A 22,709-nucleotide genomic window follows, 5' to 3' on the forward strand; every position below is an offset into this window, starting at 1 on the left:
TAATAAAAACCTCTCTAAAGAGAGGTTTTTATTATTCATGACGTAAAGCTTCGATAGGATTAAGTTTTGAAGCTTTTATTGCTGGTACTACACCAAATACTATCCCTATAATTGAAGAAACTGATATCGCTATTATAAATATATTTAAGCTAAGTATTGGAACGATTTTAATAAACTTTCCAATTAATTGTGCACCAAAATAACCTATTAATAAACCTAAAATCCCGCCTACTATTGTTAAAATAAGAGCTTCTACTAAAAATTGAAATAATATATCTTTATTTTTAGCACCAATTGCTTTTCTTATTCCTATCTCTCTTGTTCTCTCTGTTACACTTACTAGCATAATATTCATTACTCCTATACCTCCTACAAATAGAGATATTGCAGCAACTGCACTAATAAATAAAGCTGCTAAAGAAAGTATTTTATTAAAACTTTCAAGAGCTTGACTTAATTCTTTACTTATTTTATAAATCCCTTTATTTTTCTTTACTCTCTCTAATAGTTTTAGTGCTTCATTTCCTACTCTAGCTTTTTCATTAATATCTTTTACTCTTATTGAAATATATCCACTTTCTCTAATATTATGATATTTTTTCAATGTTCTATAAGGAATTACTGCCATAAATATATCATCTCTTATTGTTTCAGAAAGTTTTTTCATTATATTTTCAATTACTCCAATAATTATATATGTTTCTTTTCTTCCGTCTGTTATAAAATCTATTTTTTCTCCTATGACATCTACTTTACCAAATTTCTTTTTAGCTAATAGATCATCAATAATTACCACTTTTCTTTTTAACCTATTATCTATTTCAAATATATTTCTTCCATATAATAATTTCATAGAAGATATTCTTAATATATCACTATTTCCACCACTTATCTGAATCCACTTTTTATCCTCACCTAAATCTATTTGAACATACGCATCTTTTATAAGTGATATTGAATCTACTCCATTTATAGTTTTCAAATAATCTATATCCTCTTCTGTAAACATATCTTTTCTTTTTATTTGAACATCTGGATTAGGTTCTATTCTAATATCTATATTATTTTTACTAATTTCATTTAAATTTTTTACAATTCCTTCTTGAAATCCTTTTCCAATAGTTGATATCATTATTACAGAGGATATTCCTATTATTATTCCAAGCATAGTCAAAAAGGAACGCATTTTATTACTTCTCAAAGTATTAAAAGCTGAGAAAATCCCTTCTTTTATATTCACGTTTTCCTCCTAGTTTTCTATTACATTTACTTTCATATTATTTTTTAAATCTAATGATGGATTTTTTACAATTTTAGTATTTTCATCTAATTTTGTTTCTATTATTTCTGTTTCATTTAAATTTTCTATTCCTGTTTTTATTTCTACTTTTTTTAATTTATTATTTTCTACTATATAAATATATTTTTTATTATTATCATAAACTATATCTATACTTGGTACAATTAAAGTATTTTTACTTTTATTTGTAATTATTTCTATATCAACATCATAACCAGGTTTCAATTTTGTATCTTTATCTATTACAAGTATCTCTATTCCAACTACTGTTTCTATATATCCTTGTTCTTGTTTTTGTTCGGCTATATTTGATATTTTTGTTATTTTTCCATTATAATAACCATTTTCTAATATATCTGTTTTTATTCTTACCATGTCTCCTATTTTTATTTTTCCTATATCATATGTGGGAACATCTGTTTTTATTATCATATTAGTAGTATTAGCTAATACTATTAATGGCTTTTCTGTATCTGTCAGCATATTTTTTTCTGCTCGAATAGATAATATAACTCCATCAAATGGACTTATTAATTTACCTTTTATTTTTTCTAAATTTTTCTCTTTTTCTTTTAATTGAATGTTATATTTTTTTAAATTATTTTCAGTGATTTTTATATTATTTTCTCTCTTCTCTAAATCAGTATTATAATTTTTTATTATTATGTCATATATTTTTTTATATAATTCTATTTCCAATTTCCTATTTTCAATTTCTTGATTTTTATTATATATTTCATAATCTTTTGCTGCCATTTCATTTTCTAAATCAATTTTTTGATTTCTCAACTCTGTTAGTTCATCTTTAGATAAACCACCGTCTTTAAATAACTCTTCTTTTTCTTTTAAATTTTTTATAAAAGTATCGTATTTTATACTAAATGCTTTTTTTTGCTTTTCTAAAAGCTCTAAGTTCATTTCTAAATTTTCTAAATTTTTTTCTTTTGTTTCTATTTCATATTTTTTTTGTAAAATTTCTATATTATTTATATCTTTTTTTAATAATTTTAGGTTTATTTTTTCATTTTCTATATCTAGATTTAATAATTTTATTTCATTTAAAAGTCTTTCTTTTTCATTATTATCAAATAATATTAATGTATCATTTTTCTCTACTCTATCTCCTATTTTATATTTTACTTCTTTTACTTTTTGAACTATTGAAGAATAAAGTTCTTTTACCTCTTTTGCATCTACTTTTCCTTTAGCTTTTACTATTTCTTCTATATCTTTTTTTACAATACTATCAACTTTTACATACACATTATTTTTAATTCTTTTATCATCTTTTTTTACAAATTTTACCACAATTATTGCTAATAAAATTATTATAGCTCCTATAAATATCTTCTTTTTCATTATAATTCCTTTCTAAAATTTATATTTATTATATTTTTCTACTTGTAATTCTATTTTTTTAGCTTCAATCAAATAATTGTTAAGTTCTATATCTAAATTATTTAATTCTTCTTCTTTTTTAATAAAATCTATCAAACTAATTTCTCCTGATTCGTATAGTTTATTATATATTTTTAATTCTTGTTTTTTGTATTCTATTTTATCTTTTGTTTTTTCGATATTTAATACAAGCTTATTATAGTTAATTTTTATGTTTTCTATTTCGCTATTTATATCTTTTAAATTGTTTTCATTATTTATTATTATATTTTCATAATCATATTCACTACTTTTTTTATTATAATTAATAATATTAAACTTTTTACTTACTGTCAATCCTACTTTATATCCATTATTTTTAATATCATAATTTGTATAAAAAGATAAATCAGGTATCTCTACTTTTTTATAATACTCTTTTTGTTTTAAAATTAACTCTTTATTTAATTTTAATATTTCTTTTGTTGTATATTTATAATCTGATAAATCTAAAGTATAATTATATTCTAAATTTTCATTAAATTTATTTTCATCCTCTTCTATTCTAATTAAATTATAAAATTCATTTTTTAATATAAATATATCTTTTCTCAATAATTCATAATCCAACTGACTATTTTTATATTCTAATTCATATAAATCTAATTCCAATTTTTTTATTTTTCCAAATTTAAATTTTTTCTCAAGTAAATCTTTTTCTTTCTTTAGATTTTTTAAATATTTTTGTTTGATTTTTATTTCTTTATTTAATTTTACTATATCATAATATTTATTAATAATATTATCTATATAACTGTATTTTTCATTTATTAAATTTAATTTTTCTATTTTATTATCTATTTTTTTATTATTATATAAATATTTTTCATCACTATTATAAAAATCTAATATATTTTTTTCATAACTTATAATATTTGAAGAAATTTCATCTATATCTCTATCAATACTAAGAGAATAACTAAAATCACCATAAGACGCCGTTAAATCAAAATAATGAGAATTTATTCCTTTTATGGTATAATCTTTTGAAAAATAATCACTTAATGATAAATTAAAATTATTATACTTTCTTAATTTCAATTCTTTTTCTTTTAACTCCATTTTTTTTATATTATTATTATATATTGTTTTATTACTCTCTAAATACTTTTGAATATAATAATTGATACTATATTCTTGTGCATAAATATTTAAAGTAATTATAATAAATAATAAAAATTTTTTCACAAAAACACCTCCATTTTAATTATATTACTATTTTAACAAATTTTAATAAATTTTACCTTAAAATTTATTAAAAAAAGAGGCATAAGCCTCTTTTTATAAAAAACCTTTAATTTTTTCTTTTAATATATCTAACGGCTGAGGTCTACATAAATAATATCCTTGAAGAGTCGTACATCCTAATTCTTTTAATACATTTATTTCTTCTTCTTTTTCTATCCCTTCCATTACTACTTCTAATTTTAGTGCTTCTGCTATTTTTACAATATATTTGATGATTTTTTGTAATTCTTCATCATTTAAAAGATTTTGAATAAAACTTCTATCTATTTTTAATTTATTAACAGGAAATTTTCTTAAATATGAAAGCGATGAATATCCTGTACCAAAATCATCAATTGCTAAAGAATATCCTAAATTTTTTAACTCTTTCATTTTTTGAATATTCATATCTAAATTTTCCATTACTGCAGTTTCTGTAATTTCAAGTTCAATATATTTTGATTTTATTCTTGTTTCACCTATTATATCATTTATATTATGAGTAAATTTTGGACTATCAAACTGTTTTGCTGAAAAATTAATACTTAATTTTAAATTATATGCTTCTAATATATCTTTCATTTCATTTATTGCTTTTTTTAATATTAAATTACCTAATGGTATAATATCACCATTTTTTTCCGCAATGGGAATAAATTCCATAGGTGATACAATCCCTTTTTCAGGATGTTTCCATCTAACTAAAGCTTCAAATCCTGTAATTTTTTGGCTTTGACTATTAAATAATGGTTGATAATATATTATAAACTGATCCTCTTCTATCGCTTCTTTTAACTCTCTATCTATTTTTAATTCTCTTAAAATTTCCTTATGATAAATATCTTCATAAAACTGATAACTGTTCCCATGTTTAATCTTTGCTTTTTCAAGTGCTAAATTTGCATATTCCATTATATGATTAATATTTTTTTTATTTTCTTCGAGTATTGCTATTCCAAGACTTGCTGTTACCTTATAACTTTTATTTAATAATATTATCGGTTCCGATATTTTTTCTAACAATCTTTCTGCTATCATTCTTAAATTTACAATAGAATTATAATTATTAAGTAATAAAACAAATTCATCTCCACTTATTCTTCCTAAAATATCTCCTTTTCTAATTGTAAATTTTATTCTTTCTGATATTTTTTTTAATACATAATCACCCATTTTAAAACCAAATAGATTATTTACATTTCTAAAACTATTTAAATTTATAAGAACTACTGCCATATTTTTATTTCTATAATCTTTTGAATAATCTTCTATTAGTTTTAAAATTATATCTCTTTTTAATACTCCTGTTAATTCATCATAATTTAATATTGGATAATAATCATTTAATATTTTAATATTAAATAATAATCCTCTATAATCATTAAATTCATAAATTTTATACACAATTTCTAGTTTTTTGCCATTTTTAAAATAAAATATTTCTATTTTCTCTGTATCATTATAAATTTCATTTTTTAATTTCATAAAAAAAGGCTTTATTCCATCAATTTTTTTATAAAGTTCTTTTATTAAAGAATAAAAAGTATATTTTTTTTCAGGAATATCTAAAACTTTTAAAAAATTACTAGTAATAGTTATTTTTTTCTCTATTATATCATAAAAAATTAAAGCGTTTTTTTCATTAAAGTCATGTTGTTCAATAGTCTTAAAATCATCTTTTACTGATGCATTCATATTAACTTTTAACGTTTTTTTAATATTTTCATCTAAATTTTTCGAAGATTTTTCATTAATAAAATGTTTAAAGTGATGTAAACTTAACTTTAAATTCTTATTATATTTTAACATTATTTCTAAAATTTCTAAATAACCTGAAATATCAAGCAAATGTAAATTTTCCTCAAATTTTTTGTTTAATTCTTTTTTTAATTCCACATAGTCATCTACTGTTAATATCTCTAAATATTCTTTATCCATAGCTTTCCCCTTAATTATTATTTAATTCAAATATTTTTAAAAGAATATCTTCCCTTATATCATCTTCAAGATTTGTATATTCTATTCCATACCTTTTAATATTTTTATGAACTGTATCCATTTCTGACTTTATTATCCCTAATATCCCTTCATATTTATGTTTGCCTAATTGAAAATTCATTATTACTGTTTTTCCTTTTTCTATATTATGAGCTGTATAAAACCCTACTCCTCCACCTCCTATATCAGAACTAATCGCTTTATATATTTCTCCTTCAATTATTACCTCTAGATTTATATGTATATTATGCCTTTCATAATTTCTTCTATTTGTTTTTTCTATATCAGTAGGATATTCTATTATTATATACCTATCAATTACATCAAAATATATTACAGAACTATTAAATACATAAATTCCATCTTTTGTGGGAATTCCCACTTCTAGTTCATCTTTTACTTGGATAAAAGGTAAAGTTCCTTTTCCTACAAATTCTATTTTTAATTTATTTTTTTGTTTTTCATTTTTAACAATTTTTCCTAAAATTTCTCTATCTTCTTTTTTTAATATTAATAAATTAGAATTATTTAACATTATGAATTATTACTCCTTTCTCCAATCTATAAACTTATTCTAAATATTTGTATATTTTCCTTTAATTTTAAACAAAAAATTTTATATATTTTAATTTTAAACAAAAAATAAAAAAAGCCCTCTTAAAATTATTTAAGGGCAGCTATTTTAAATAAAAGTTATTTTGAATATGTATTATAGGCCATAAAAACACCAAAAAATAAAGCAAGGATTTCTAATATAATAGTCATTTTTTATCCCTCCTTTAACGAATATCTGTGTATACACTAATATTATACTATATAATATAATATATGTCAAACAATATATTATATTATATATATTTTTTGAATAAATAATATATATAATATAAATGTTTATCTGAATAATACTAAAAAAGCCCTCGCGGGGGAGCGAGGACTTTTTCTTAGTTAAAATTTAACTAAGGGGGATTATGTTACTATGAAGAAAATTTCAATATGGGATATGTTTTTATTATATCTAATTTTACATTTATTGTCAACATTTTTTTTAATTTTATCTTCTTTTTTCTATGACAATTTTAATAACTCTTTTCTTACTATTTTTTTACATAACATTTATATTTCCCTTTTTGAATTATTTCTAATAAATCATTACTTTCTAGATATTTTATTGCTTTTAATATTTTTTCTGGTTTATATTTTCTAAAATGTCCTGCAATTTTATCTTTTGTTTTAGGAACCATACAATATTTTAATATTTCTATTTTTAATGAATCAATTTTTTCTGGAATACGTTTTTTAGGATAAACTATAGTATAACCTCTATTTCCATCTATAATTTCACCTTTTTTATAGTTAAAATACTCTTTATTCTTTTCTAATAATTTTCGTATGTTTTTTCGTATTTTACCACCACTTCCAGAAGATCCATAGCCATGTATTATTTTTATTGTTTTATTTAAATTATTATTATATTCTCTAATAAAAATTTCTTCTGCCTGAACTACTGTTAATCCATGTAAATCTATTACCTTCATAATTTACCTCTATAATTTTTAATCTAAACCAAATATAATTTCTATTAATCACAATAATATTACTATATTATTAATACTCTACATTCAATAAAAATAATCCATGTGGTGGAACTACAAATCTATGTTCTCCTCTTGATTTTGATTCCAATAAATCTTTTATTTCTTTTATATTTTTTTTATTAGTAGCTATTTGAATAAGAGCTCCCGCTATCATTCTTGCCATATTATATAAAAATCCATTAGCAGTTATATATATTTCTATAAAATCTCCTCTTTTTACAATATTTATAAATTCTATATTTCTTACAGTACTTTTTTTAGTACTTTTTTTTGAAAAAGTTATAAAATCATGTTCCCCAATAAATATTTTACTTGCTTCTTTCATTTTTATTATATCTATTCTTTCATCAATATAATAAGCATACTTTCTCATAAATGGATCTCTTACTGGTGAATTATCAATTCTATACATATATGTCTTTCTTTTAGCATTATATCTTGAATGAAATTTATCATTCACTTTAATAAAAGATAAAACTCTTATATCTTCTGGTAAATATTGATTTAACTGACTTAAAAAATTAGAATCTAATTCTTTATTCGTTTTAAAATTTGCTACTTGATTTAAAGCATGTACTCCTCTATCAGTTCTACCACTTCCTATTATTTCTATATTTTCTTTTAATAATTTTGAAATTGTTAATTCTATTTTCCCTTGAATAGTTTTTTCTTTATTTTTTTGTAATCTTTGCCAACCTAAATACTTTGTTCCATCGTATGTTATCATCATTTTATAATTATTCATAATTCTTCTCCTTAACTCAATTATACCTAAATAATAATACCATATAAAATCTAAAAAAAACAACTAATTTTTATTTATCAATACTAATTTATAATTAATTCTCTTCTTCTATTCATAAATTATATAATTAATTATTGAAATACAAAAATAAAACTGTTATTATAAAAAAGGGAGTGTGATATTATGGTAAAAATAGATTTTTATGATTTAGATATTATTTGCAAATATAAATATGTCGTTTTAGTCGCAAAATATAATAAAAAATTAGTTCTTGTAAAACATAAAAATAGAGAATCATGGGAAATTCCCGGAGGACATATTGAAAAAAACGAAACTCCTCTTGAAGCAGCTAAAAGAGAAATTTACGAAGAAACAGGAGCAATCAAATATAATATAACACCTATCGCCACATATTCTGTAACAATTAAGAATATTATTGATTACGGACAACTTTTTTTTGTTGAAATATTTGAATTTGATAATCTTCCTAATTTTGAAATTGAAAAAATAAATTTATTTGATTCCTTACCTAAAAATCTTACCTATCCAGATATTCAACCTATTTTATTTGATTTTGTAGAAAAAAATATAGAAAGGAATAGTTAAATTAAAATGAAATTAACAAAAGATGAAAAAAATAAAATGATTTATGAAATACAATATTTTTTTGAAAATGAACGAGAAGAAAGCATAGGAATTATTGCTGCTGAAGAAGTTTTAGATTTTTTCTTAGAATCCATTGGAAAAATTATATATAATAAAGGTCTTGATGACGCTAAAATATATTTTGAAAAACGATTAGAAGATCTAGCTTTAGACTATGAATTATTAAAAAAATGATATTAAAATAATATCATTTTTTTATTATTAGTTTTCAAATAAAAAAAGCACTATACAGTGCTTTATAGAAATATTTATTATTATATATGGCTGGGCTGGCTGGATTCGAACCAACGCATGTCAGAGTCAAAGTCTGATGCCTTACCGCTTGGCGACAGCCCATTAATATATTTTTTTATGGTGGAGCTAAGCGGGATCGAACCGCTGACCCCCACAGTGCAAGTGTGGTGCTCTCCCAAACTGAGCTATAGCCCCATTAAAAATGGTCGGAATAGCAGGATTCGAACCTGCGGCCCCCTGCTCCCAAGGCAGGTGCGCTACCGGACTGCGCTATATTCCGAACTTACCTTTATTTCTCAAGGCAAGAATGATTATACTATATTAATCATCAATTGTCAATTATTTTTTTGAATATTTTTTATATCTTTTAAAATTCCATTTTCAAAGTACAAAATTTTATCATCATAAATCCATTCTTCTTTTATACCAAAATCTGTTATTTTCTTAATTTTATTATCTGTTCCTCCTATACTTGCAAGTACATCTTCTTTATACATTCCTACTCTTACATCACCATGTAAAATAATATCTCTCATTTTAGGATCAAGATGTGTTGATTCTCTTAAATACTCTTTTCTTCTGACTTCATCCCAACTAACCTTTCTATATGAGGGTTTAATATATTCTGTGATATTTTCAAATTTTGGTATTGGTTGTGGATTTACTTCTGTTTCATTTTGTATATTTGTTAGTGTAAGTTTTTCAGTTGCTTTTCTTACATTAGTACAACTTATTAATAGTAATGAAATTAAAATTATAAAAATTAGTTTTTTATTCATAATAGAACTCCTATTTTTCTATTTGATTTGAGATTATATCTATAAGATTATATTTTAAATTATATAAATCTTGAGATAAATCTATTTTATATTTATGAGGTTTTATTAATCTTTTTCTTTCTTCAGAAAAAGTTAATAAATTTTGCAAGTAATAATTTCTACAGTTTATTGCATTATTTATTAAGTCTATATTTTTTTGTAAAAATATGCCATTTTCAATAAATGGAATATTTAACTCTTTTACTGTATAAGTATTTTCCTTGAATTTTGTTTTCTTAAACCTATCTCTTTCATCTCTTATTAATATTTCGTCGTTATTCTCTATTTTCTTTACGTCATTATCATTATTTTTTAGACATATTAAATCTGCCTTTGCTTCATTATTTTGATAAATTCTATATACAGTTTTAAATCCAGGATTTGAAATTTTAATAGAATCTTCTGAAAGTTTTATAACTGGTTGATTATCTATCTCAACAATTTTATAAACTCCTCCAAAACAAGGATTTGATTTGCTTACAGCAATTGCATCTCCAACTCCAAAGTAATCTACGGCAGCTTCTTGCTTTAATAAAGTTGATATTAAATCTTCATCTAATCCATTTGTAAGAGTTATTGTTGCTTTTTTTAATCCTGCTTCATCTAAGATTTTTCTACATTTTTTAGATAAATAAGCTAAATCACCTGAATCAATTCTTATTCCATATATTCCATTATAACTATCATCTATTCCATTTTCTTTAAATGATTCTATTGCATTTTTTATCCCTATTTCTAGTGTATTATAAGTGTCTACTAATAATATAAGAGTATTTTTCTTTCTATTTTTTCTTATTTTTATAAATGTATCAAATGCTTTTTTTTCTGCTTCTTTTCCTACTCCAAAAGTTTGAATATATGAATGCGACATTGTCCCTATACTTGGAATATTATATTTATATTCTGTAACTAAATTAGAATGATTAGCACATCCTCCTATAAAAGCTGCTTTATTTCCATTTATACTACTATCAAATCCATGAGCTCTTCTACTTCCAAATGAAGATACCGGAACATTTCCTGCAGCCCTTGTTACTCTAGATGCTTTAGTTGCTACTGCCATTTGATGATTAATAATATTTAGTATTGGTGTTTCTAATATTTTTGCTTCAATTAATGGTGCTTTTATTGTAATTATTGGTTCATTTGGATAAGCTATCTCGCCATCTCTCATAGCATATATACTACCTGTAAATTTTAAATTTGATAAAAATTCTATTAATTTTTCCTCTTCTAATATTTTTGAAAAATACATTTTCTTCTCTTTATAACTTGTATTATTTAAAATTCTAACTAATTCAATAACATCATTTACTCCAGCTACAACTGCAAATCCTCCATCTTCAGTTTTTCTAAAAAAAACGTCAAATGTAGCTATTTTTTCATTTAATCCTTCTTCAAGATATATATCACTTTCTGTATATTGATATCTATCTGAATTAATCACTTTTGCAAAATCAGTTAATATTATTTCTTTTTCCATTGTATTCTCCATTCTTTTTTGTGTTATTATAGTAATTAAATTATATCACTACTTATTTTATTAATCAAGAAAGAAAAAAAACTTCAAAAAAATGAAAGTTTATATTTTTTTACTTGATTTTTTCTAAAAAAAAAGGTAAAACTATATTAGTGCATAAATTATTGAAGGGGGTTTTATTATGGAAACTTTAGCATTAATACTCGCAGGTGGAAGAGGTTCAAGACTAGATATATTATCTGAAAAAAGAGTTAAACCAAGTGTGCCTTTTGCAGGTAAATTTAGAATAATTGATTTCACTCTAAGTAACTGTTCAAATTCTGGAATTTTTGATATTGGTATTCTTACTCAATATTTACCATTATCTCTTAATGAACATATTAGAGTAGGTAAACCTTGGGATTTTGATAGAAGAGATGGAGGAGTTACTCTACTTCAACCACATTCTAAATGGTATAAAGGAACTGCTGATGCTGTAAAATTAAATATTGAATATATAAAAAGACAAAATTCAAAATATGTATTAATTTTATCAGGTGATCATATTTATAAAATGGATTATAGAAAACTTATTAATTTTCATAAAGAAAAAGGAGCAGATCTAACAATAAGTGTACAACCAGTACCTATCGAAGAAGCTAGTAGATTTGGAATACTAGAAGCAGATGAAAACAAAAAAATTCATAAATTTGTTGAAAAACCTGCTGAACCAAAATCAAATTTAGCATCTATGGGTATTTATGTATTTAATACAGATGTATTAATTAAAGCTCTTGAAACAACAGAAGCTGAAGATCTTGATTTTGGAAAACATATTATTCCTAAACTTATTGAAAAATCAAATGTTTTTGCTTATGAGTTTAAAGACTATTGGAAAGATGTTGGTACTTATGATTCTTATTTAGAAGCTAACCTTGATTTAACAAATACTGTTGATAAAATAGAGCTTGATATGTATGACAAAAATTGGGTAATTCATACAAGAAGTGAGGAAAGACCGGCTGTAAAATTTGGAACCAAAGCAAAAGTAACACAATCACTTATATCTAATGGATGTATCATAGCTGGAGAAGTGGATAGATGTGTATTTGGTCCTGGAGTTATTGTCAATCCTGGAGCAGTTGTCAAAAATGCTATTATTTTTAATGATACTGTTATAGAAGAAGGAACTATTATTGATGGGGCTATAATTGATAAAGAAGTAAAAATTGGTAAAAATTGTAAAATAGGGTTTGGAGAGGATTATTCAGCAAATAAAGAAAAACCACATTTATTAAGTAGTGGTTTAAACGTTCTTGGTAAAGGTGTTGAAGTACCTGATGGAACTGTAATAGAAAGAAATTGTAGAATATTTGGAAGAGTTAAAAGTAATGTGTTTGAAGCAAATAATAAATATATAAAAACTGGTAGTACTCTAAAAGTGGAGGAATAGTTATGAAACATTTAAAAATATTATTTTTATCTTCTGAACTTTATCCATTAATAAAAACTGGTGGCCTTGCAGATGTAGCTTTTGCACTTCCTAAAGCATTAAAAAAAAGAGGTCATGATATACGTGTAATTTTACCAAAATATAAATTATTAAACAGTAAATACATCTCAAAAGCAAAATTTATAACTAAAATAGAATTTAAAGATGAAATATTTAATATATTAAAAATAGAACTAGAAGGATTACCAATTTATCTTATTGAAAATAGAGCTTTTTTTGAAAGAGATACACTTTATGAAAATGAAGATAGAGATTTCCAATTTGCAATATATAATGAAATTGCATTAAGGTTTATAAAAGAAATAAATTTTAAAGTTAATATTATTCACTGTAATGATTGGCATACTGGTGTATTACCATATTTTTTAAATACTAAATTTAAAAATGATAAATTTTATCAAAATATAAAAACTGTTTATTCAATACATAATTTAAGATTCCAAGGAGTATTTAGTTCTAGTATATTTAATTATTTAGATTATCCTACTCCTAATCATGAAATTAACTTTATGAAAATGGGAATTAAATATGCTGATAAAATAAATACTGTTAGCAAAACATATGCTGAAGAAATAAAAACTGATTTCTTTGGTGAAGGATTAAATTATGAATTACTCGCTAGAGAAAAAGATTTATATGGTATAGTAAATGGTATTGATACAGATGTATTTAATCCTGAAACAGATAAACATATTTATTTTAATTATAATAAAAAAAGTTTTAATAAAAAATATAAGAATAAAGAAAAACTTCAAAAAGAATTAAAATTACCTCAAAATAAAGATATACCTTTAATTGGAATAGTTTCTAGACTTACTTCTCAAAAAGGCTTAGATTTAATTGAATGTATAATTGAAGAACTTATCCAAACTGAAAATTTTCAAATGGTTGTATTAGGTACTGGAGAAAGCCGATATGAAGAATTGTTCTTAGAACTTCGCCATAAATACCCCGAAAAAATAGCTACAGTTATTGGTTATAATGCTGAATTGGCTAATAAAATTTATGCTGGTAGCGATATGTTTTTGATGCCTTCGCTATTTGAACCATGTGGCCTTGGACAACTAATAGCTCTAAGATATGGAACTATACCAATTGTTAGAGAAACTGGTGGTCTTAATGATACAGTTAAAGCATATAATGAATTTACGGGAGAAGGAAATGGTTTTTCATTTACTCATTATAATGCACATGATATGATGTATACTATTAGAAGAGCAATAAAATTTTATAACGATAAAAAAGTATGGAATACTCTTGTAGAAAGAGCATTATCTGGAGATTATTCATGGAATGCTTCTGCAAAAGAATATGAAGATTTATATAAATCATTAATTTAAATAAAAAGCTGTCGAAATTAATCGACAGCTTTTTATTTTTTTGACTTTTTGTATTTTTCTAATTTTCTTCTTTTATTTTATTTGCCATTTCTATAGCTATTTGTTCTAATTTTTCAAAATCTTCTATTTTTGGTGAACAGAATACATCATGAGGTTCTCCTACTAATTCTATCCCTTTAGAATTTTCTGCAAATTCTTTTATTCCTTTCATTCCGCCACCACTCCAAGCATAAGTACCAAAAGCAGATACATATCTATTTTTTAATCCATATAATTTTAATTTTGACAATAAAGCTTCTATTGCTGGATAAGTAGATGTATTGTACGCACATGATCCTATTATTAAGCCTTTATATCTCCATATTTCACTTAAAATATATGATTGATGAGTCTTAGATGCATCAAATACTTTTATATTTCTTATTCCTTCTTCTGCAAGTTTTCTAGCTATTATATTTGCAGATTTTGCAGTATTTCCATACATAGTTCCATATACAACAACTACTCCTTTATCTTCTGGCTCCAATCTACTCCATTTATCATATTTACTTATTATATTTTTTATTTCATCACGCCAGATTGGTCCATGTGAAGGACAAATATATTCAAATTCTAAATTAGCAAGCTTTTTTAATGCCATTTGTACTTGCATACCATACTTCCCTACTATATTTGAATAATATCTTCTCATTTCATCTTCATAAAAATCTATATTTAATTCATAATCAAATACTCCTCCATCAAGTGCTCCAAAACTTCCGAAAGCATCATTTGAAAAAAGTATTTTATCAGTTTTATCATAAGTAATCATTGATTCTGGCCAATGAACCATTGGAATCATAGCAAAAGTAAGTTTATGTTTACCTAAACTTAATTCTTCTCCCTCTTTTATTTCTAAAAGATTATTTTCAATATTATAAAAACCTTTTAATAATCCTATTGTTTTTTTATTTCCAACTATTTTTATATTTGGATATCTAAAAATTAATTGTTCTATAGCTCCAGAATGATCGGGTTCCATATGATTAACTATTAAATAATCAATATTTTTACCATCTAATATTTCTTCTATTTTTTGCAAATATGCTCCATGTGTACTAAATTCTACAGTATCTATTATAGCTACTTTTTCATCTTTAATACAATAAGAATTATATGAAACACCTTTATCTAAAGGCCACATATTTTCAAATCTGTCACTTCTTCTATCATTTGTCCCTATCCAATATACTGTGTCACTTATTTTCACAATATTATGCATTTAATTATTCCTCCTTAAAAGATAAATTCAAATTATTTTTTATTTGTAATAATATCATTTTTGATATAATTTTACAACTGTTTTATTAAAATTAACTTCCCTTATTTTTAATAAAATTTTAATTTATTATTTTTATTATTTTATGATATAATTATACCTATAAAAATAATATATTTCAATAATTAATTATTATTTTAACAAATTAATGTCTATTTAATAATTATATCAAAAAACTCATTTTAATTAAAGAAAAAAATAATTAAAACATTAAATACACATATTATACAAGGAGTGATAAAATGAATCCTGTTTTTTTAAGATTAGGTCCTTTAGAAATACGATACTACGGTCTTATGTACGCATTATCATTTATTATTGGATTAAAATTGGCTAAGATTAGTGCTAAAGAAAAAAATATAAGTGAAGAATTTATTGAAAAATATGTAATGAATGCAATAATTGCTGGCCTTATTGGTGGTAGACTTTACTATGTTATTTTCAACTATAAATATTATTTTAAATATCCATTAGAAATTCCAGCTGTTTGGCATGGTGGAATGGCTATACATGGCGCTATTATTTTTGGTTTTTTATGGTCTATTGTTTTTGCTAAACTTCATAAAGTTAATTTTTGGATTTTTACTGACATCGCTTCTCCTTTACTTATTTTAGGTCAAGCTATTGGTAGATTTGGTAATTTTATGAATGGGGAAATACATGGCGTTCCTACTTTTACACCATTAAGAATAATATTTTCTATAAAACCTAAATTTTATGAATGGTATAATTACTACAATTCATTATCTTTAAGTGAACAAATGAATTATAAAGAAATTGTTCCGTGGGGAATAGTCTTTCCAAATAATTCACCTGCTGGAATGGAATTCCCAAATACAGCAGTGCATCCAGCTATGCTTTACGAACTTGTTTTAAATTTTTTAGCATTTTTATCTCTTTGGTTTTTCTTTAAAAAGAAAAATTATAAGCCTGGAGTGTTAACAGGAATTTACATCATAGAATATTCATTAATCAGAATTTTTGTAAGTTTCTTTAGAGCAGAAGATCTTATGTTTTTTGACTTTAGAGCTCCACATGTCATTAGTTTTATATTAATTATTTTTGCTACTATTTTAATAATAACAAAATCTAAAAAAATAAAATAAAAATAAAAAAATAGAACATTTAAATTGGCTATTTTCAAAAATTAAAAAATCATTATTGTATTTTTACAATAATGATTTTTTAATATATAATATATAAGGGGAAATTTTTATTTTTTATATTAGAAAGGGGCTCTTAATCATGACTAAAAAAACTCAAAATTTTTTTAATGAAATATTACTTTACTCTGGACAATATGCTTTATTTTATATTATTATGAATTTTAGTAAAGATGGTTTTAAATATTTTAATGATACAGGACACACTATTTTGCTTTTAATATTAATTATTCAAACATTTTTTCTAGTATATTTTGGTAAAAAGCCTATTCCTCGTTTTCTAGGTAGTTTAATTGCACCCTTTTTTTACACTTTAGTTGAATTTAAAATAGATTATTCTTTTGTTTTTAATTTAGCACATCTATTTTTTTGGATATTTTCTATAATTATCGGTAGTTTACAAGCAATACAATTAAATTTAAAAAATATTAAACATAAAAAATTAAATGAATTTTTTATAACCTTTATTAATATTACTATTTTTCTATTTATATATTTTTACTTTGATCTAAAGCTCGAATTATTAAAAGAATTAAATAATGGTGTTATTGATGAAAAAACATTTAGCTTAAAACTACAAATAAATTATTTTAATGAAAATTTGAAAATATTTTTGACTGATCCTGCTCATATTTATATTATAATTGGTGGTATTTTACTTGCGATTTCTATCGCTTTTGGAAGAATAAAAATTCTTAAATTAAATGAAAAAATTAAATACTTATTTGGAATTTATGTAGATTCTAATATTAGAGATAAAATTTTAGAAGATGGTAAAGGCATTTCTGAAAAATTAGAAGCAACAATTTTATTTTCTGATATTCGAAATTTCACTAAAACTAGTGAAAGTGCTTCTCCTGAAAGTATAACCAAAATGCTTAATTTATATTTTTCATATTGGTCAAATATAGCTAAAAAAAATAATGGAATTATTGATAAATATATTGGCGATGCTGTAATGATTGTTTTTAAAAGCAAAACTTCAGAAATAGATGCTGTAAAATCAGCTTTTGAAATGCTTGATTCTTTAGAAAACATTCAAAATATTTTAAAAAAAGAAAAATTACCAAAACTTGAAAATATAGGTATTGGAATACATAAAGGTGAAGTTATTGCAGGTGATATTGGCGGAAATAATAGATTAAATTATACTTATATAGGTGATACTGTTAATATTGCATCTAGATTAGAAAGTTTATGTAAAAAATTTCAAAGCAATATAATTATTAGTAAAATTATTTTTGACTTACTTCCTTTTAAATATAAAAAATTATTTATTTATCATAATAATAAAATTTTATTAAAAGGAAAAAAAGAAAAAATAAAAATTTGTTTGTATAAAATAATTAACTTATCATATCTTAAATATTATAACTGTTTTCATTAAATTTTAAAAATCTAAAAATAAATATAGTATTCTCTATTCTTCTTATTTACATTAATTAATCCATTTTTATATTTAAATAAATTATTCTCATTTTTAGTTTTACAATTCTCCAATTACATTTTAAAATAAAATATTTCTTTATAAAAACTTATTTCAAAAATAATCCACATAAAAAATATTTGGTTTTTAAAAATATTTTATAAAAATTATTTGGTATATTAGCTTAAAAAAATATTTAATTGTTTAAAGTTTTTTTTAACATTTTTGTAAAAAAAATTTGATTTTCTATAATTTTATGAGGTATAGTTTTAATGTAATTATTTTATTGTTTTAAAGTACTTTTTTTCACAAAAAAACATTGAATTATCAAGGAGGGATTCCAATTGAAATGTACTAATCAAGTAAAAGATAGTTGTTTTAGAGAGTTAAAAGACTTTATTGATTCTCTAGAAACTAAGAAAGGTGAATTAATTACCGTACTTCATAAAGCACAAGAGATTTTTGGTTATTTACCTGTAGAAGTTCAAGAATTCGTTAGTGAGGAATTGAATATTCCTTTATCTGAAGTATATGGCGTTATTAGTTTTTATTCATTTTTTACAACTACTCCAAAAGGCGAACATCCTATATCAGTATGTATGGGAACAGCTTGTTATGTTAATGGATCTGAAAAAATTTTAGATGAATTAAAAAGAGAACTTGGGATAAAAGTAGGAGAAACCACTCAAGATGGTAAGTTTTCTCTTGATGTATTAAGATGTGTAGGTGCTTGTGGAATGGCTCCTGTTATGTTAATTGGTAAAAAAACCTATGGACGTGTGACAGCTGACGAGGTAAAAAATATATTAAAAGAATATAAATAATCGTATCAGGAGGTTAAAATGCTAAAAACAATAGAAGATTTAAAACAAATTAAAAATAAATTTTTAGAAAAAAATAATGAAAAAATCCAAATAAAAGTATCTATGGCTACATGTGGTATTACAGCGGGCGCTGATAGTATTTATGAATACTTTAAAGATGAAATTGATAGAATTAATAATAATAAAATAGTACTTATATCTACTGGTTGTATGGGGCTTTGCCATTCTGAACCTACTATAGAAGTTACTCTCCCTGGTCAAAAACCTGAAATTTATGGAAATGTAGATGTTAAAAAAGCTGAAAATATATTTAAAGATATTTTATATAAAAAAGTTAAAGAAAGTGATATTATTATAAGTTCTAAGCAAAAAAAAATAGTACTTCGAAATTGTGGATTTATGGATCCAGAGAATATTGATGATGCAATATCAAAAGATGCGTATTTTGCATTAAATAAAGTCCTTACTAATATGTCTCAAGAAGAGGTAATAAATGAAATCAAAAAATCAGGACTTAGAGGTAGAGGTGGAGGTGGATTCCCTACTGGATTAAAATGGGAGTTCGCTTATAAAAATAAAGCTAATAAAAAATATGTTGTCTGTAATGCTGACGAAGGTGACCCTGGTGCTTTTATGGATAGATCTGTGCTTGAAGGTGACCCTCATTCAGTTCTTGAAGCAATGGCAATATGTGGGTATGCTATTGGTTCTGATGAAGGTATTATCTATATTAGAGCTGAATATCCTTTAGCTATTGAAAGATTGAAAATAGCTATAAAACAAGCTGAAGATTATGGACTTTTAGGAGAAAATATATTCGGTACCAATTTCAAGTTTAAAATCACTTTAAAATATGGAGCTGGTGCTTTTGTATGTGGTGAAGAAACTGCTCTTATTCATTCTATGGAAGGGAAAAGAGGAGAACCAACTTTAAAACCACCATTCCCTGCTGAAGCTGGATATTGGGAAAAACCTACAAATGTGAATAATGTTGAAACTTATGCTAATATTACTGCAATTATAAATAAAGGTTCTGACTGGTTTAGAAGCATTGGAACAGAAAAATCACCTGGAACAAAAGTATTTGCATTAGCTGGTAAAGTAAAAAATGTTGGACTTATAGAAGTACCAATGGGAACAACTTTAAGAGACGTCATATTTGATATAGGTGGTGGAATAGTAGGAAATAAAGCTTTTAAAGCTGTACAAACTGGTGGCCCTTCTGGTGGATGTCTTACAAAAAATGAGCTTGATACTCCTATTGATTTTGATACATTAAAGGAACAAGGATCTATGATGGGATCTGGTGGAATGATAGTAATGGATGAAAACGATTGTATGGTCGCCGTTGCTAAGTTTTATTTAGGCTTTACTGTAGATGAATCATGTGGAAAATGTACTCCTTGTAGAATAGGAAATAAAAGACTTTATGAAATTCTTGAAAAAATAACAGATGGAAAAGGCACTCTCAATGATTTAGATTTATTAAAAGACTTATCGAATACAATTAAAAGAGCATCACTTTGTGGGCTTGGGAAAACAGCCCCAAATCCAGTGCTTTCAACTTTAGATAAATTTTATGATGAATATGAAGCACATGTAAAAGATAAAAAATGTCCTGCAACTGTTTGTACTAATTTAATTAAATTTACAATTACAGACAAATGTATTGGTTGTACAATGTGTGCTAAAGTGTGTCCAACAGATGCAATACTTGGTAGAGTAAAAGAAAAACATTATATCTATCAAGAAAGATGTATCAAATGTGGTTCTTGTTATAACGCTTGTAGATTTAACGCAATTAAGAAAGCATAGGAAACGGGAGGTAAGTAATGGAAACTGTAAAAATTAAAATTAATGGTATAGAAGTAGAGGCGCCTAAAAATTCAACTATCTTGACAGCAGCTAAAAGTATTGGAATAAATATTCCTACATTATGTCATTTAAACATAGGAAGTATCGGATTTATAAATAATCATGCTTCTTGTAGAATGTGTGTTGTAGAAGTAAATGGGAATGAAAATTTATATCCTTCATGTGAAACAAAAGTTCAAGAAGGAATGGAAATAATTACAAATTCAACAGAACTTATGCATGTAAGAAAAACAGTTTTAGAATTATTATTATCAAATCATCCTAAAGAATGTTTAACTTGTTCTAAATCTGGAGAATGCGAACTTCAAACTTTAGCTCAAGAATTTAAAATAAAAGATATTAGATTTGAAGGGGAACAATCGACATATAGAATTGATAATTCTCCTGCTATTATAAGAGATATAGATAAATGTATAATGTGTAGAAGATGTGAAACTATGTGTAATTCTATTCAAACATGTAATATACTTCATGCTGTAAATAGAGGTTTTGAATCCGTTGTTGCGCCTACACATGAAAAAGATCTTGAAGATACAGGATGTACCTTCTGCGGACAATGTGTCGCTGTATGTCCCGTTGGTGCATTACATGAAAGAGATTACACTTGGGATGTTGTAGAAGCTTTAGCTAATAAAAAGAAAAAAGTTATCGTTCAAGTAGCTCCTGCTGTAAGAGTAGCTCTTGGAGAAGAATTTGGATTAGAACCAGGTACTGATGTAACTGGTAAAATAGTTTCTGCTCTTCGTATGATGGGATTTGATTATGTATTTGATACAAATTTTGCTGCAGATCTTACAATAATGGAGGAAGCTACAGAACTTAAAAAGAGAGTAGAAGGATATTTAGCAAAAGACCCTGATGTAAAACTTCCTATACTTACTTCATGTTGTCCTGCTTGGGTTAAATTTATTGAGCATAATTATCCCGATATGCTTGACATACCTTCTTCAGCAAAATCACCTCAACAAATGTTTAGTGTGGTAGCTAAAGAAATATGGGCAAAAGATATGGGGGTAGACAGAAATGATTTGGTTGTTGTATCTGTTATGCCTTGTCTTGCTAAAAAATATGAAGCAAGTAGAGAAGAGTTTTCAAAAAATGGAAATCCTGATACGGATATCTCAATTTCTACAAGAGAATTAGCCGAATTAATAAAACAAAAAGGATTTAACTTTACAAATCTTCCAGATAGTGAATTTGATGCTCCTTATGGTACTTCAAGTGGTGCTGCTGATATATTTGGAAGAACTGGAGGAGTAATTGAAGCTGCTACTAGAACTGCTTATGAATGGATTACAGGTAATGAACTTGAAAAAGTAGATTTTGAACAGCTAAGAGGACTTGAAGGAATAAGAATTGCAGAAGTTCCAGAACTTCAAATTGAAGGTTCAGCATTTAGAATAGGTATAGCTCATGGACTTGGAGCTGCTAGAGAGTTATTAGATAAAATAAAAAGCGGCGAAGAAGTTGTCCATGCTATAGAAATAATGGCTTGTAAAGGTGGTTGTATCGGTGGTGGAGGTCAACCTTATCACCATGGAAACTTTGAAATTATAAAAAAACGTTTTGAAGGTATTCAAGCTATTGATAATGGAAAAGAATTAAGAAAATCTCATGAAAATCCATATATTAAACAGTTATATGAAAAACATTTAGGAGAACCTATGAGTCATAAAGCTCACGAACTTTTACATACAAAATATTTTGCAAGAAAGAAAAATTGAAATAAATATTAAAAGGCGTGTTATATTATAACACGCCTTTTAATATT

General features: G+C 24.4%; 19 protein-coding genes and 3 tRNA genes. 9 read left to right on the top strand and 13 right to left on the bottom strand.

Features of this window, described 5'->3' with window-relative positions; translation table 11 throughout:
• Positions 1–31: 31 nt before the first annotated feature.
• The 7 genes from EV215_RS09715 to truA form a co-directional block, all read right to left on the bottom strand.
• Entirely contained in the window at positions 32–1,240 is a 1,209-nt protein-coding gene (locus EV215_RS09715) for an ABC transporter permease (RefSeq protein WP_134113823.1), read from the bottom strand.
• Between the two features lie 9 nt (positions 1,241–1,249).
• Complete coding sequence (locus tag EV215_RS09720; RefSeq protein ID WP_134113824.1) at positions 1,250–2,659, bottom strand: efflux RND transporter periplasmic adaptor subunit; 1,410 nt, start codon at positions 2,657–2,659, stop codon at positions 1,250–1,252.
• Positions 2,660–2,671: 12 nt separating this feature from the next.
• Complete coding sequence (locus tag EV215_RS09725) at positions 2,672–3,925, bottom strand: TolC family protein (RefSeq protein ID WP_134113825.1); 1,254 nt, start codon at positions 3,923–3,925, stop codon at positions 2,672–2,674.
• Between the two features lie 93 nt (positions 3,926–4,018).
• Complete coding sequence (locus tag EV215_RS09730) at positions 4,019–5,902, bottom strand: putative bifunctional diguanylate cyclase/phosphodiesterase (protein ID WP_134113826.1); 1,884 nt, start codon at positions 5,900–5,902, stop codon at positions 4,019–4,021.
• A 10-nt stretch (positions 5,903–5,912) separates the two neighbouring features.
• A complete protein-coding gene (locus EV215_RS09735; protein WP_134113827.1) occupies positions 5,913–6,497 on the bottom strand; it encodes a PilZ domain-containing protein in 585 nt (194 codons plus the stop codon).
• Positions 6,498–7,056: 559 nt separating this feature from the next.
• Positions 7,057–7,497 carry a Smr/MutS family protein gene (locus EV215_RS09740; protein ID WP_134113828.1) on the bottom strand — a complete coding sequence of 147 codons (441 nt, stop codon included), beginning with the start codon at positions 7,495–7,497 and terminating at the stop codon, positions 7,057–7,059.
• 70 nt (positions 7,498–7,567) lie between these two features.
• Entirely contained in the window at positions 7,568–8,302 is a 735-nt protein-coding gene (truA, locus tag EV215_RS09745; RefSeq protein ID WP_134113829.1) for a tRNA pseudouridine(38-40) synthase TruA, read from the bottom strand.
• Positions 8,303–8,485: 183 nt separating this feature from the next.
• Here truA and EV215_RS09750 point away from each other — a divergent pair, with 183 nt between their 5' ends.
• Both EV215_RS09750 and EV215_RS09755 read left to right on the top strand, forming a co-directional pair.
• Positions 8,486–8,908, top strand: coding sequence for an NUDIX hydrolase (locus tag EV215_RS09750; RefSeq protein WP_134113830.1), 423 nt, complete (start codon positions 8,486–8,488; stop codon positions 8,906–8,908).
• A 6-nt stretch (positions 8,909–8,914) separates the two neighbouring features.
• Entirely contained in the window at positions 8,915–9,142 is a 228-nt protein-coding gene (locus EV215_RS09755; RefSeq protein ID WP_134113831.1) for a DUF2164 domain-containing protein, read from the top strand.
• A gap of 87 nt (positions 9,143–9,229) precedes the next feature.
• Here the strand turns inward: EV215_RS09755 and EV215_RS09760 are convergent.
• The 5 genes from EV215_RS09760 to EV215_RS09780 all read right to left on the bottom strand — a co-directional run bounded on the left by EV215_RS09760 (position 9,230) and on the right by EV215_RS09780 (position 11,503).
• Positions 9,230–9,304: transfer RNA gene (locus tag EV215_RS09760), tRNA-Gln, on the bottom strand.
• A gap of 16 nt (positions 9,305–9,320) precedes the next feature.
• Positions 9,321–9,397: transfer RNA gene (locus EV215_RS09765), tRNA-Ala, on the bottom strand.
• 8 nt (positions 9,398–9,405) lie between these two features.
• Positions 9,406–9,482, bottom strand: a tRNA-Pro gene (locus tag EV215_RS09770).
• A gap of 55 nt (positions 9,483–9,537) precedes the next feature.
• Complete coding sequence (locus EV215_RS09775) at positions 9,538–9,981, bottom strand: hypothetical protein (RefSeq protein ID WP_134113832.1); 444 nt, start codon at positions 9,979–9,981, stop codon at positions 9,538–9,540.
• A gap of 10 nt (positions 9,982–9,991) precedes the next feature.
• Entirely contained in the window at positions 9,992–11,503 is a 1,512-nt protein-coding gene (locus EV215_RS09780) for a nicotinate phosphoribosyltransferase (protein WP_134113833.1), read from the bottom strand.
• 178 nt (positions 11,504–11,681) lie between these two features.
• On the opposite strand from EV215_RS09780, the gene glgD reads away from it, so the two are divergent.
• Positions 11,682–12,932 carry a glucose-1-phosphate adenylyltransferase subunit GlgD gene (gene glgD, locus EV215_RS09785; protein ID WP_134113834.1) on the top strand — a complete coding sequence of 417 codons (1,251 nt, stop codon included), beginning with the start codon at positions 11,682–11,684 and terminating at the stop codon, positions 12,930–12,932.
• A 2-nt stretch (positions 12,933–12,934) separates the two neighbouring features.
• On the top strand, positions 12,935–14,332 hold the full coding sequence (gene glgA / locus EV215_RS09790) for a glycogen synthase GlgA (protein ID WP_134113835.1): 1,398 nt from the start codon (positions 12,935–12,937) through the stop codon (positions 14,330–14,332).
• A gap of 58 nt (positions 14,333–14,390) precedes the next feature.
• Here glgA and EV215_RS09795 read toward each other — a convergent pair whose 3' ends face one another.
• The gene (locus EV215_RS09795) at positions 14,391–15,593 is read right to left on the bottom strand and encodes an FprA family A-type flavoprotein (RefSeq protein WP_134113836.1); all 1,203 of its coding nucleotides are present in this window, start codon (positions 15,591–15,593) and stop codon (positions 14,391–14,393) included.
• 266 nt (positions 15,594–15,859) lie between these two features.
• Between EV215_RS09795 and lgt the strand changes: the two genes are divergently transcribed.
• The 5 genes from lgt to EV215_RS09820 all read left to right on the top strand — a co-directional run bounded on the left by lgt (position 15,860) and on the right by EV215_RS09820 (position 22,662).
• Positions 15,860–16,756: a prolipoprotein diacylglyceryl transferase gene (gene lgt, locus EV215_RS09800; RefSeq protein ID WP_306767522.1), complete on the top strand. Its 897-nt coding sequence runs from the start codon at positions 15,860–15,862 to the stop codon at positions 16,754–16,756.
• Positions 16,757–16,895: 139 nt separating this feature from the next.
• On the top strand, positions 16,896–18,200 hold the full coding sequence (locus tag EV215_RS09805) for an adenylate/guanylate cyclase domain-containing protein (protein ID WP_134113838.1): 1,305 nt from the start codon (positions 16,896–16,898) through the stop codon (positions 18,198–18,200).
• Between the two features lie 383 nt (positions 18,201–18,583).
• Positions 18,584–19,063, top strand: a complete 480-nt coding sequence (locus tag EV215_RS09810; protein ID WP_134113839.1) for an NADH-quinone oxidoreductase subunit NuoE family protein — start codon at positions 18,584–18,586, stop codon at positions 19,061–19,063.
• A gap of 18 nt (positions 19,064–19,081) precedes the next feature.
• Positions 19,082–20,878, top strand: coding sequence for an NADH-quinone oxidoreductase subunit NuoF (gene nuoF / locus EV215_RS09815; RefSeq protein WP_134113840.1), 1,797 nt, complete (start codon positions 19,082–19,084; stop codon positions 20,876–20,878).
• A gap of 17 nt (positions 20,879–20,895) precedes the next feature.
• Positions 20,896–22,662 carry an NADH-dependent [FeFe] hydrogenase, group A6 gene (locus tag EV215_RS09820; protein ID WP_134113841.1) on the top strand — a complete coding sequence of 589 codons (1,767 nt, stop codon included), beginning with the start codon at positions 20,896–20,898 and terminating at the stop codon, positions 22,660–22,662.
• The last annotated feature ends 47 nt before the right edge of the window (positions 22,663–22,709 follow it).

The sequence above is a fragment of the Hypnocyclicus thermotrophus genome (assembly GCF_004365575.1).
Classification (GTDB): domain Bacteria; phylum Fusobacteriota; class Fusobacteriia; order Fusobacteriales; family Fusobacteriaceae; genus Hypnocyclicus; species Hypnocyclicus thermotrophus.

Coding starts and splice junctions, on each gene's coding strand:
- EV215_RS09720 (WP_134113824.1), bottom strand. CDS start 2,659: ATGAAAAAGAAGATATTTATAGGAGCTATAATAATTTTATTAGCAATA.
- EV215_RS09730 (WP_134113826.1), bottom strand. CDS start 5,902: ATGGATAAAGAATATTTAGAGATATTAACAGTAGATGACTATGTGGAA.
- EV215_RS09735 (WP_134113827.1), bottom strand. CDS start 6,497: ATGTTAAATAATTCTAATTTATTAATATTAAAAAAAGAAGATAGAGAA.
- EV215_RS09740 (WP_134113828.1), bottom strand. CDS start 7,497: ATGAAGGTAATAGATTTACATGGATTAACAGTAGTTCAGGCAGAAGAA.
- truA (WP_134113829.1), bottom strand. CDS start 8,302: ATGAATAATTATAAAATGATGATAACATACGATGGAACAAAGTATTTA.
- EV215_RS09750 (WP_134113830.1), top strand. CDS start 8,486: ATGGTAAAAATAGATTTTTATGATTTAGATATTATTTGCAAATATAAA.
- EV215_RS09755 (WP_134113831.1), top strand. CDS start 8,915: ATGAAATTAACAAAAGATGAAAAAAATAAAATGATTTATGAAATACAA.
- EV215_RS09775 (WP_134113832.1), bottom strand. CDS start 9,981: ATGAATAAAAAACTAATTTTTATAATTTTAATTTCATTACTATTAATA.
- EV215_RS09780 (WP_134113833.1), bottom strand. CDS start 11,503: ATGGAAAAAGAAATAATATTAACTGATTTTGCAAAAGTGATTAATTCA.
- glgD (WP_134113834.1), top strand. CDS start 11,682: ATGGAAACTTTAGCATTAATACTCGCAGGTGGAAGAGGTTCAAGACTA.
- glgA (WP_134113835.1), top strand. CDS start 12,935: ATGAAACATTTAAAAATATTATTTTTATCTTCTGAACTTTATCCATTA.
- EV215_RS09795 (WP_134113836.1), bottom strand. CDS start 15,593: ATGCATAATATTGTGAAAATAAGTGACACAGTATATTGGATAGGGACA.
- EV215_RS09805 (WP_134113838.1), top strand. CDS start 16,896: ATGACTAAAAAAACTCAAAATTTTTTTAATGAAATATTACTTTACTCT.
- nuoF (WP_134113840.1), top strand. CDS start 19,082: ATGCTAAAAACAATAGAAGATTTAAAACAAATTAAAAATAAATTTTTA.
- EV215_RS09820 (WP_134113841.1), top strand. CDS start 20,896: ATGGAAACTGTAAAAATTAAAATTAATGGTATAGAAGTAGAGGCGCCT.